Here is a 10,941-nt window from a genome sequence, read left to right on the forward strand (position 1 = left end):
GTTTATAGGCATTCGTGCAGGGTTTGGCAGAATTGCTCCACCAGCGCGCTGGGCGTTTGCTGACAGGCCAGGGCCACAGTGCTTATGCAGTCCGGGTCAGCCAGGGGTAAAAAACGCACGCCGGAAGGAGAAATGTCCTGCATGGATTTTGGTAACAAGGCAATACCGAAGCCCGCCTGGATCAGTTGCAGTTGGGTGGTCTTGCGCGACATCACCCGCGCCGACTTGGGGAAAAATCCCGCGCGCATGCACAACTCTGCCGACAGATAACTCAGGCCGCCGCGCTGTGGATGCGGGATGGAGATAAACGCGTCGTCCTTGAGCTGTTCCAGCGCTACGGGGGTATTGCGGGCCGCCAAAGGGTGATCCGGCGGCACCGCCAGCAACAATTGCTCGCTATATAAAGGCACTACCCGGACGCCTTCGCGCTGGCGCAATACCGGCAAGCGCAATAGCCCAACTTCCAGGCGACCATCGGCAATTTCTTCCAACTGCGCTTCGGAGGACAGTTTGACGATATCCATCGATACACCAGGGCAGCGCTCCAGCCAGGTACTGATGCCCTGCAGCAATGGGCCACTCATCGGCACGGTACTCGAATGGCTCAGGCGCAGGGTGCCCAGTTGGCCGTTGCCCACTTGCGTGGCCATCTCGCTGGCCTTGAGCAGTTCGCCCAGAAGGTTACGCGCCCTGGGGTAAAAGGCCTCACCGGCCGCCGTCAGCCGGGGCTGGCGCGCGGTGCGTTCGAACAGCGGGGTTTGCAGCTGGATCTCCAGTTCCTTGATCTGCCGGCTCAGGGCTGATTGCGCCACAAACAGGCGCTCGGCAGCGGCGCTGAAGCTGCCGCTGTCGGCGATTTCGACGAAGTAGCGCAGTTGGCGGGTTGAAATCACGCGTCATGCCTTTTAGAGATGGGTGAAGGGCGTTGAAGATATTAGTCGCAACCCTCGCCGATGGCTAAAGTGAAGGCCATCTCTTTAAAGGAATAACCCATGAGCCCGGTTGAGCTGATGAGCCAGTGGTCGTTTGGCGGTGTGCAGTGGCTGGTGATCGGCCTGGGCGTGGCGGTGGCGTATATCGTGTTTGGCATCGCAGGCTTTGGTACGGCGCTGGTGGCGGGGCCGGTGCTGATCCTGTTTATGCCGTTGTCGAAGATCATTGCGCTGTTGGTGCTGCTGGATTTTGTCGCGGCGTTTGGCGGCCTGCTGCAAACGCGGCGCGATGTGAACAAGTCGGAGCTGCTGCGCTTGCTGCCGTGCATGGCCATAGGTTGCACTTTGGGCGTGGTGTTTTTGCTCAACCTGCATTCGGACTTGTTGCTGCTGCTGATGGGGCTGTTTATCAGCGCCTATGCGATCTATAGCTTGACGGTAAAGGCGCGGCCGACGCAGTTGGCGGCGGGTTGGTCGGTGCCCATGGGTACCGTGGGCGGGTTGTTTGGTGCACTGTTTGGCAGTGGCGGCTTTTTATATGCGATCTATCTGAACAGCCGTTTGCCCAAAGACGCGGCGCGCGCCACCCAGAGTGCGTTGATCAGTTGCAGCACGGTGGTGCGCCTGAGCCTGTTCCTGATTGCCGGGGTGTATGCGGATTTGCCGCTGTTGATGTTGGCGGTGTGCCTGTTGCCAGCGATGGTATTGGGGTTGTGGTGTGGGCGCAGGTTGACCATGCGCATGTCGCGGGAGGCGTTTGTGCGGTTGGTGACCTGGTTGGTGCTGGCCAGTGGGCTTGCGTTGATTGGGCGGTATTTGAGTGCTTGACCGGATTGTTTCAGGGATTAAGCTGCCAGCCTTTAGGGCCTCATCGGGGGCAAGCCCCCTCCCACACTTGAAAGCATTCACAATTCAACGGTGGGAGGGGGCTTGCCCCCGATGGCGTCAGCAGCCACACCGCAGGACTCCCATGAACTCCCAAAGCATCCTTGTCCCCAAAATCTCCACCTTGCCCGTCCACGAACCCCGCGCCCGGGCCATCGTGCGCTGGCTGGTGCGCAAGAACATCATCAAGGAAGAACTCACCACCTGCGGTCGCACCGGCAATCGCATGGGTTACGCCCTGGCCGATGGCGCCCGCGCCGTGGTGCTGCACCCCGAAGCGCTGCCGTTCAACGAACCGGTCAATGGCCTGGAGATCATCTACAAACGCTGCATCTACACCCCGGCCAAGGGTTTTCTCGAAGAAGCCGGCTGCCCGGAATGCCGCAAGGAAGTCGGCGAAGCGCTGTTCGAAAGCCTGGAAGACTGGATGCCCGGCCACACCGACAACTTCACCTGCCCGCTGTGTGGGCACGAAGATGACATCAACGGGTTTCTATTCCTGCAGGAATGCGGGTTTTCCAACCTGGGATTCATCTTCAACAATTGGGCGGAGGCGGGGTTCAAGCAGAGCTTTATCGACGAATTCGCCGATTGGCTGGACCAGAAGATGAGTTGGGTCAAAGTCGAGTTGTAACCCATCTTGTAGGAGCGAGCTTGCTCGCGAAAATCGTCAACGATAACGCGGGCAGTCAGGTTCAACGCGGTGACCTTGGGTTTTTCGCGAGCAAGCTCGCTCCTACAGAAAAGCCGCAAGGGTTCCCCATCTATCAGTATTCCCAAATATGTCAGAGTTTTACATTGAGCCAGACGGGGTGCATGTATATAATGGCGCGCTTCCATTTTCCCGCTCGGGAGCCCCCGCGATGCTGCGTATCAGCCAAGAAGCTCTGACATTCGACGACATTCTCCTAGTGCCCGGTTATTCCGAGGTGCTTCCTAACGAAGTCAGTCTCAAGACCCGCCTAACCCGTGGCATCGAGCTGAATATTCCACTGGTTTCCGCTGCCATGGACACCGTCACTGAAGCCCGTTTGGCAATCGCCATGGCTCAGGAAGGCGGCATCGGCATCATCCACAAGAACATGACTATCGAGCAGCAAGCTGCCGAAGTGCGCAAGGTCAAGCGCTACGAAGCGGGTGTGGTCAAAGACCCCATCACCATCGAAGCCGACGCCACCGTGCGTGACCTGTTCGACCTGACCCGCCTGCACAACATCTCCGGTGTACCCGTGCTGCATGATGGCGACCTGGTCGGCATCGTCACTTCCCGTGACGTGCGTTTCGAAAACCGTCTTGAAGTCACCGTCCGTGAAGTGATGACGCCTAAAGAGCGTCTGGTCACTGTCAAGGAAGGCGCCGACAAGAACGACGTACGCGAATTGCTGCACAAGCACCGTATCGAGCGCGTGCTGATCGTCGACGACAAATTCGCCCTTAAAGGCATGATGACCGTCAACGACATCGAAAAAGCCAAGGCTTACCCGCTGGCCAGCAAGGATGACCAAGGTCGTCTGCGCGTTGGCGCTGCCGTCGGTACCGGTAAAGACACCGGCGACCGCGTAGCCGCGCTGGTGGCTGCTGGTGTTGACGTGGTGGTGGTCGACACTGCCCACGGTCACTCCAAAGGCGTGATCGACCGCGTACGTTGGGTCAAGCAGAACTTCCCTGAAGTCCAAGTGATCGGCGGCAACATTGCCACCGGCGCCGCTGCCAAGGCCCTGGCCGAAGCGGGCGCAGACGCCGTCAAGGTCGGTATCGGCCCAGGTTCGATCTGCACCACCCGTATCGTCGCCGGTGTAGGCGTGCCGCAAATCAGCGCCATCGCCAACGTCGCCGCTGCCCTTGAAGGCACGGGCGTACCGTTGATCGCCGACGGCGGCATCCGTTTCTCCGGTGACCTGTCCAAGGCCATCGTTGCCGGTGCTTCCTGCGTGATGATGGGCTCGATGTTCGCCGGTACCGAAGAAGCGCCAGGCGAGATCGAACTGTTCCAGGGCCGTTCCTACAAGGCTTACCGTGGCATGGGTTCGCTGGGCGCCATGTCCCAGGCTCAAGGTTCTTCCGACCGTTACTTCCAGGACTCCTCGGCAGGCGCCGAGAAGCTCGTTCCGGAAGGCATCGAAGGCCGTGTGCCGTACAAGGGCACCCTGAGCGCCATCATCCATCAACTGATGGGCGGCCTGCGTTCCTCGATGGGCTACACCGGCAGCGCCGACATCGAAGAAATGCGCACCAAGCCAGAGTTCGTACGGATCACCGGCGCCGGCATGGCTGAATCCCATGTCCACGACGTGCAGATCACCAAGGAAGCGCCAAACTATCGCGTAGGTTGATGCTTTCTGCAAAACGTTAAGTAACCGGGGCTGTTCTTTCAGCCCCGAGTTGTTTCTGATTCATTAGACGAGACTGACTTCATGGCCCTCGACATTCACGCCCACCGCATCCTGATCCTCGACTTCGGTTCCCAGTACACCCAGCTGATCGCCCGCCGCGTGCGTGAAATCGGCGTGTACTGCGAACTGCATCCGTTCGACATGGATGACGAAGCGATCCGCGAATTCGCACCTAAAGGTGTCATCCTCGCCGGTGGCCCCGAGTCCGTGCACGAAGCCAACAGCCCGCGTTGCCCGCAAGCGGTATTCGACCTGGGCGTGCCCGTCTTCGGTATCTGCTACGGCATGCAGACCATGGCCGAGCAACTGGGCGGCAAGGTTGAAGGTTCCGAGCTGCGTGAATTCGGTTATGCCCGTGTCGACGTGGTCGGCAAGAGCCGCCTGCTGGACGGCATCGAAGACCACGTCGACGCCGACGGCCTGTTCGGCCTCGACGTGTGGATGAGCCACGGTGACAAGGTCACCAAGATGCCGGAAGACTTCCACATCCTGGCCAGCACCCCAAGCTGCCCGATCGCTGGCATGTTCAGCGACGAGCGTCGCTACTACGGCGTGCAGTTCCACCCGGAAGTGACCCACACCAAGCAAGGCGGGCGCATCCTGTCGCGCTTCATCCTCGACATCTGCGAGTGTGAAGCCCTGTGGACCCCATCAAAAATCGCTGAAGACGCCATCGCCCAGGTTCGCGCCCAGGTCGGCACCGACAACGTATTGCTGGGCCTGTCCGGCGGCGTTGACTCCTCCGTGGTAGCCGCCCTGCTGCACAAAGCCATTGGCGATCAACTGACCTGCGTCTTCGTCGACAACGGCCTGCTGCGCCTGCACGAAGGCGAGCAAGTGATGGCTATGTTCGCCGAGAACATGGGCGTCAAGGTGATCCGCGCCAACGCCGAGGACCAGTTCCTCAACAACCTGGCCGGCGAGTCCGACCCAGAGAAGAAGCGCAAGATCATCGGTCGCACCTTCATCGACGTATTCGATGCCCAGTCCAACAAACTGGACAACATCAAGTACCTCGCCCAGGGCACCATCTACCCTGACGTGATCGAGTCGGCTGGCGCCAAGAGCGGCAAGGCCCACGTGATCAAGTCCCACCACAACGTGGGTGGCCTGCCTGAGGAAATGAACCTCAAGCTGGTAGAACCGCTGCGCGAACTGTTCAAGGACGAAGTCCGCCGTCTGGGGCTGGAACTGGGCCTGCCGTACGACATGGTCTACCGCCACCCATTCCCAGGCCCGGGCCTGGGCGTGCGCATCCTGGGTGAAGTGAAGAAGGAATACGCCGACCTGCTGCGTCGCGCCGACCACATCTTCATCGAAGAACTGCGCAAAGCCGACTGGTACCACAAGGTCAGCCAGGCATTCGTAGTGTTCCAGCCGGTGAAATCCGTTGGCGTGGTAGGCGATGGTCGTCGTTATGCTTGGGTGGTTGCCCTGCGTGCCGTAGAGACCATCGACTTCATGACTGCCCGTTGGGCACACCTGCCGTACGAACTGCTGGAGACTGTCAGCGGCCGTATCATCAATGAGATCGAAGGCATTTCGCGCGTTACTTATGACGTGTCGAGCAAGCCGCCAGCGACGATTGAGTGGGAATGATCCTGCGCTAGCAGGTGAGTGCTGAACAACAAAACCCCGGCCTGGTGCCGGGGTTTTGCGTTTTTACGGCAGGCTACTTGGACAATGCTTAAACCTTGTCCATAATCGATTTTGAGCAAACCTACCTATTTCTAATTGTTTTTATGCGGCCCGAATCCATTTTTATGTTTTCTCTCCATTCCTAATCGTTTTTGAGCAGACCGACTGTGGTCATTCAGGAGCCCGCCATGATCGACCTTCCCGCAGATCCCATCGGCGCCGCCTGGCTCGCGCGCCGCTATGACACCATGGCGCTGGGAAGGCTGCCGGTGATGAGCCAGGTTGGCGGACGACGTGCAACACAAGTCACCGAAGGTTTTCGCCTCGAAACCTATCTGGACGCCATGCGACCGCTTTGCGAACCCGCAGCACACCTTCAGTTTCATTTACGCCATGAAATCCCTCACCTGGAATTTATGGCACGTCTCTTCGAACGGACCGGCCCGGCGTTTATCCAGGCCTGGATCATCGCCGAACCTACCGGACAATACGCCCGCCGAGGGGCGTTCCTGTACGAGTGGCTGACGGGTGACACCCTTGCTGTACCTGAGCGGCTGGGTGGCAATTATGTCGATGTGCTTGATGGCAACAAGCAGGTCGTGGCGTCGGTCGACCACGCGGTGAGGTCAACGCGTTGGCGCGTGATCGATAATCTCCCCGGTACTCGGAATTTCTGCCCGATGCTTGCCAAGACCGATGCAGTGGTTGCAGCCGCGGGCTTGGATGTCCCCGTTCTATTTGGAGAGCTGACGGCCGAGTTCGGAGAAGATTTGTTGGTGCGTGCGGCGGTCTGGATGACCTTGCGCGAAAGTAAGGCCAGCTTTGCTATTGAAGGTGAATCCGATCGCGTTAGTCGCGTGCAGCGTTTTGCCGATGTAATGGCGAGGCGCACGGGCCAGGGCGAAGTGCCTTTGAGCGATGGCGCGTTGGCAGAACTTCAGCAGGCGATCCTCGGTGAGAGGACCACCATCGAGCATTTTGGCATTCGACGTTCTCCCGTGTTTGTTGGTGAGACGGTGCGCTATCAGGAGGTGGTGCATTACGTCGCGCCGCCAGCGCAGGAGGTGCCTGCGATGCTAGAAGGCTTGCAAGTGTTCTTGGCGAGAACCGAAGGGCAATCGCCAGTGATGCGCAGTGCAGTGGCCGCGTTCGGCTTCGTCTACATTCACCCGCTCGCGGATGGCAATGGGCGTGTGCATCGGTTTCTGATCAACGATGTGTTGCGTCGTGATGGCGTGATTCCCGAGCCGGTAATATTGCCGATATCGGCGGTCATCACCGATGACAGTGGCGAGCGTCGCAGCTATGACCGTGTACTCGATCAGGTCTCCAAGCCTTTGATGCAAGCTGTGGGTGAGCAGGTTGCGTTTGAGCGTACACGCACCGCCTACCCGGATGGCATAACGTCCAATGTGGTTTTTAAAGGCGCGGACCTGGCCAGGCCCTTGTGGCGCTTTCCTGACTTGGGGGCTCATGTGGTGTTCATGTCGAATGTCATTGGCCGCACGTTGACCGAGCAGATGCGCGAGGAGTCGCGTTACCTGCGTAGCCATTCACGAGCGCGGGTGGCTTTGAAGGAGGTCGTGGAAATGCCGGATCAACAGGCAGACCGGTTACTGCGCTCTATCGAACAGAACAACGGTGAACTCAGTAATGCCTTGGCCAAGGAAATGCCAGTATTGGGTCGCCCAGGCATTTGGGACGCGATCAAAGATGCGGTCGCGTTGGTGTTTCAGGAAGAGGCTGCTGATAACGCGGTAATTGATCGATACCGTCCACAAAAACCAGCCAGATGAAGAAACCTTCAAAAGGTATACAGCCCGCCTGCACGCGGGCTTTTTTTTGCATTGAATTTGAAGTTGCGCAGTCCTGAAAACTCCCTACTCACCGCATTGACGGCTCACATGAAGAATAATACATTGTGTATACAAATATTATTCAATATGTAACCCTTTGAATCGAGTGGGATTAACATGCCTGTTTCAAGAAGAAGTGTACTGATCGGCGCCGGCGTGGGTGCAGGTGTTGTTGCCGCTGGCGGGGCTGCGTCGTTGTTGTCCGATGGGTTGCCTGCCGATCCGTCGTCGTTGCATCGCATCGCGTCGTTGCCTGCCGATGACGCTAGCCCAGGCTGGTTCCACACCAGCCGTCTGCGTCAGCCTAAGGCGCCGTTGATCGGTGATGCGAAAGCCCCGTGGGTAGTGGTCGGTGCAGGCTTTACCGGCCTGGCGGCGGCTCGCCAGCTGGCGCTGAATTTCCCGAATGACGAGATCATCCTGGTGGAAGCCCAGCAAGTCGGTTTCGGCACTTCCGGGCGTAACGCCGGTTTCCTCATCGACGTGCCCCACGACATCGGCGCGCCGGATTACATTGGCGACCAGACCATCGCCAAGCACGTGTTGGAATTGAACCAGCGCGGCCAGTCGATCCTGCGAGACCAAGTGCAAGAGCACAATATCGTTGATGCGCAACTGCGCCACTCGGGCAAGTACCAGGCCGCAGTGGAAGACAAGGGCATTGCGGTGCTCAACGCCTACCGTGGTGGCCTGGAAAAACTCGGCCAGCCCTGCGAGATCATCGAAGGCAATGAACTGCGGGACCACATCGGCACCTCGTTCTACCGCAAAGCGCTCTACACCCCAGGCACTATGCTGGTCCAGCCGTCGGCACTGGTGAAAGGCCTTGCCGACTCGCTGCCGGCCAACGTGAAGCTGTATGAAGACACGCCGATTACTGCAGTCGACTACGGCAGCAAAACCGTGCTGCACCACGCTACTGGACGCATCACCGCCGACAAGCTGATCCTGGCGAACAACGCGTTCGGTCAGTACTTCGGCTTCCTTGAAGGCCGCATGCTGCCGATCTTCACCTACGGCAGCCTGACCCGCCCACTGACGCCTGCCGAACAGGCCAGCATTGGCGGCAAGGAGTTCTGGGGTGTGATCCCGGCCGATCCGTTCGGTACCACATCGCGGCGTACCCACGATAACCGCATCCTGGTGCGCAACAGCTTCAGCTTCAACCCGGACGGCCGCGCCAAGCCTGGCTACCCGGAAAAAGTCCGCGCCGCGCATCGCCTGTCGTTTGAACGTCGCTTTGCGACCCTCAAAGACGTGCCGTTCGAACACACCTGGGGTGGCGGCCTGGCCATGACCCGCAACGGCGCGGGCTTCTTCGGTGAACTGCGTGAAAACGTCTACGGCGCACTGGGCTGCAACGGCCTGGGCACCGTGCGCGGCACCGCCACCGGCACGCTGTTGGCCAACTTGCTGGCGGGCAAGCGCGAAAGCCTCACCGACTACCTGTTGAGCGCACCGAAGCCGGCGTGGAATCCACCTCAGCCGCTGCTGTCGATCGGAGTGAATTTCACCCTGCGCAAAGGCCAGTCCGACGCCGGCCTGGAAGGCTGATCCAGGGCTCAATGCCTGGCAGGGCGATGCTCTGCCTGGCTTCTCTAAGGAGACTCGACATGTTCCGAAAACTCTCGATGTGCCTGTTGGCAGTGGCCTGCACGGGCGCAGCTTATGCCCACGATCACGCCGCCCACCAAAGCACGACCTACTCGGTTCCCAACCCGCTGCGCCCCGGTGCCAAGGCGCCGTACTGCGAAGCCCAACCCGAGACCACCGATGGCTGCACCTTCCACAGCGTGGCCGGTGGCACCTACAGCGCGCACCTTTCGGCAGGCCCTGGTGAACGTTGGGTCGCGATCCCTTCCGATGCCGATACGGTCAAGGTTCAGGCCCCGGCCGCACAAGGCCAGGGCTATCAAGTCATTGAGCTAAAACCCAACCCGGCGCAAAACGCCGACGCCACCGTGACCTTCGACAAGTTCAGCGGCGACGCCAAGCTGATCGAACGTCGCCGCATCACCGTCATGATCCACCCTGCTTAAAACAGCCCCGATGTTGGCGGTGGCGTGCCCTTGAGCTGCCATGCGCCAACCGCTGCGGCTTTCCAGTGACGCGGGTTGTGGTTGGCCACCGTGCGCGCATTGCGCCAGTGACGATCCAGGTTATGACTACGCCCCGTCGTAGACGCACCGCCCACATCAAATAACAACTCGGCGGCCTTCAGCGCCGACTCGGCGCCAATGTACTGCGCCTGCGCGGCATCGATAGCCGCCTGGTCGACAGACGCGGTGGTCAATCCCAGCGCCCACGCCCGATCAATTGACTGCGCCGCCCGCACCACCACCGCCTGGGCCGTGTAGGCACGGGCACTGATGTCGCCGATGCTCAATTCCACATAGGGGTCATCCACCGAGCGCGCTGCCGTGCTGTGCTTGATCGGCCGCGCATGGTCGCGGGCGAAGGCCACCGCGTCGTTCAACGCGTTCACCGCAATCCCGGCTTCAACGGCTGCCAGGAACAATTGCAGGAACGGCGTGACGATGGTACGCGTGCCGTCCTCCACTGTGCGGGTGCGGATTTCGCTGGCTTCAACCCGCACATTGTTCAAATGCGTGGTGCCGCTGGCGGTGAGGCGCTGGCCCATGGCGTCGAAGTCGTCCAGCAGCTCCAGGCCTTCGCGGCTGCGTGGCAGGATAAATGACACCGGCTGATCCTCATCGTCCAGCGCCACTGCGCTGACCCAATCGGCGTACAGCGAACCGGTGCTGTAGTACTTGCTGCCGTTGACGCGAAAGTGCTCGCCTTCGCGCACAATCCGCGCACTCACGGCACCGTTGGCGGCGCCGATTTCCCAACCGGCATTGCCGATCACCGCGCCCTCCAGGTAGCGCGCAAACCAGCGCTCGCGTTCCTGCTCGGCATCGTCGGTTTGCGAAGCCAGCAAGCCTTCGACAAATCCCAAGCCTGGGCGAAGGGCCTGGGCGACGTTGGAGTCTACCGAGGCGATGCGCACCAGCAAGCCGATCACATCCTCCACGCTGCCACCGGGGCCGCCGTATTGCGCGGGAATGCGTGTGGTGTAAATGCCCGCCTTGGCCAGGCTCGCCACCGCCTCGTAAGGCAGCTGGCGGTTGCGCTCGCGCTCGGCGGCGCCCTTGGCGATCTCGGGCAACAGCGCGTCGAGGCGGGCAGAGAGTTCGGTCACGGTACTCATGGTATTTCCTTAAAGTTGATCAATGG

General features: G+C 60.1%; 9 protein-coding genes. 7 read left to right on the forward strand and 2 right to left on the reverse strand.

Annotation, left to right across the window (positions count from 1 at the left end; genetic code table 11):
* Positions 1-2: 2 nt before the first annotated feature.
* Positions 3-893, reverse strand: coding sequence for a LysR family transcriptional regulator (locus DYL59_RS22780; protein WP_135291198.1), 891 nt, complete (start codon positions 891-893; stop codon positions 3-5).
* A 99-nt stretch (positions 894-992) separates the two neighbouring features.
* On the opposite strand from DYL59_RS22780, the gene DYL59_RS22785 reads away from it, so the two are divergent.
* The 7 genes from DYL59_RS22785 (at position 993) to DYL59_RS22820 (ending at position 9,743) form a co-directional block, all read left to right on the forward strand.
* Positions 993-1,760: a sulfite exporter TauE/SafE family protein gene (locus DYL59_RS22785; protein WP_135291199.1), complete on the forward strand. Its 768-nt coding sequence runs from the start codon at positions 993-995 to the stop codon at positions 1,758-1,760.
* Positions 1,761-1,902: 142 nt separating this feature from the next.
* On the forward strand, positions 1,903-2,451 hold the full coding sequence (locus DYL59_RS22790; protein WP_135291200.1) for a sugar ABC transporter ATPase: 549 nt from the start codon (positions 1,903-1,905) through the stop codon (positions 2,449-2,451).
* A 229-nt stretch (positions 2,452-2,680) separates the two neighbouring features.
* Positions 2,681-4,150: an IMP dehydrogenase gene (gene guaB / locus DYL59_RS22800; RefSeq protein ID WP_017478674.1), complete on the forward strand. Its 1,470-nt coding sequence runs from the start codon at positions 2,681-2,683 to the stop codon at positions 4,148-4,150.
* Between the two features lie 81 nt (positions 4,151-4,231).
* The gene (guaA, locus tag DYL59_RS22805; RefSeq protein WP_016977685.1) at positions 4,232-5,809 is read left to right on the forward strand and encodes a glutamine-hydrolyzing GMP synthase; all 1,578 of its coding nucleotides are present in this window, start codon (positions 4,232-4,234) and stop codon (positions 5,807-5,809) included.
* Positions 5,810-6,036: 227 nt separating this feature from the next.
* Positions 6,037-7,644, forward strand: coding sequence for a Fic family protein (locus DYL59_RS22810; RefSeq protein ID WP_135291201.1), 1,608 nt, complete (start codon positions 6,037-6,039; stop codon positions 7,642-7,644).
* Positions 7,645-7,935: 291 nt separating this feature from the next.
* On the forward strand, positions 7,936-9,258 hold the full coding sequence (locus DYL59_RS22815) for an NAD(P)/FAD-dependent oxidoreductase (RefSeq protein ID WP_167496708.1): 1,323 nt from the start codon (positions 7,936-7,938) through the stop codon (positions 9,256-9,258).
* 59 nt (positions 9,259-9,317) lie between these two features.
* Positions 9,318-9,743: a hypothetical protein gene (locus DYL59_RS22820; protein WP_135291203.1), complete on the forward strand. Its 426-nt coding sequence runs from the start codon at positions 9,318-9,320 to the stop codon at positions 9,741-9,743.
* Here DYL59_RS22820 and DYL59_RS22825 read toward each other — a convergent pair.
* On the reverse strand, positions 9,740-10,915 hold the full coding sequence (locus DYL59_RS22825) for an acyl-CoA dehydrogenase family protein (RefSeq protein ID WP_135291204.1): 1,176 nt from the start codon (positions 10,913-10,915) through the stop codon (positions 9,740-9,742). The two genes, DYL59_RS22820 and DYL59_RS22825, sit on opposite strands and share 4 nt — an antisense overlap.
* Between the last annotated feature and the right edge of the window lie 26 nt (positions 10,916-10,941).

The organism is Pseudomonas kairouanensis, from assembly GCF_004682055.1.
Classification (GTDB): Bacteria; Pseudomonadota; Gammaproteobacteria; order Pseudomonadales; family Pseudomonadaceae; genus Aquipseudomonas; species Aquipseudomonas kairouanensis.

What these genes read in the sequence shown, in the direction of transcription:
- DYL59_RS22785 (WP_135291199.1), top strand. Translation starts at nt 993, where the DNA reads ATGAGCCCGGTTGAGCTGATGAGCCAGTGGTCGTTTGGCGGTGTGCAG.
- DYL59_RS22790 (WP_135291200.1), top strand. Translation starts at nt 1,903, where the DNA reads ATGAACTCCCAAAGCATCCTTGTCCCCAAAATCTCCACCTTGCCCGTC.
- guaB (WP_017478674.1), top strand. Translation starts at nt 2,681, where the DNA reads ATGCTGCGTATCAGCCAAGAAGCTCTGACATTCGACGACATTCTCCTA.
- guaA (WP_016977685.1), top strand. Translation starts at nt 4,232, where the DNA reads ATGGCCCTCGACATTCACGCCCACCGCATCCTGATCCTCGACTTCGGT.
- DYL59_RS22810 (WP_135291201.1), top strand. Translation starts at nt 6,037, where the DNA reads ATGATCGACCTTCCCGCAGATCCCATCGGCGCCGCCTGGCTCGCGCGC.
- DYL59_RS22820 (WP_135291203.1), top strand. Translation starts at nt 9,318, where the DNA reads ATGTTCCGAAAACTCTCGATGTGCCTGTTGGCAGTGGCCTGCACGGGC.
- DYL59_RS22825 (WP_135291204.1), bottom strand. Translation starts at nt 10,915, where the DNA reads ATGAGTACCGTGACCGAACTCTCTGCCCGCCTCGACGCGCTGTTGCCC.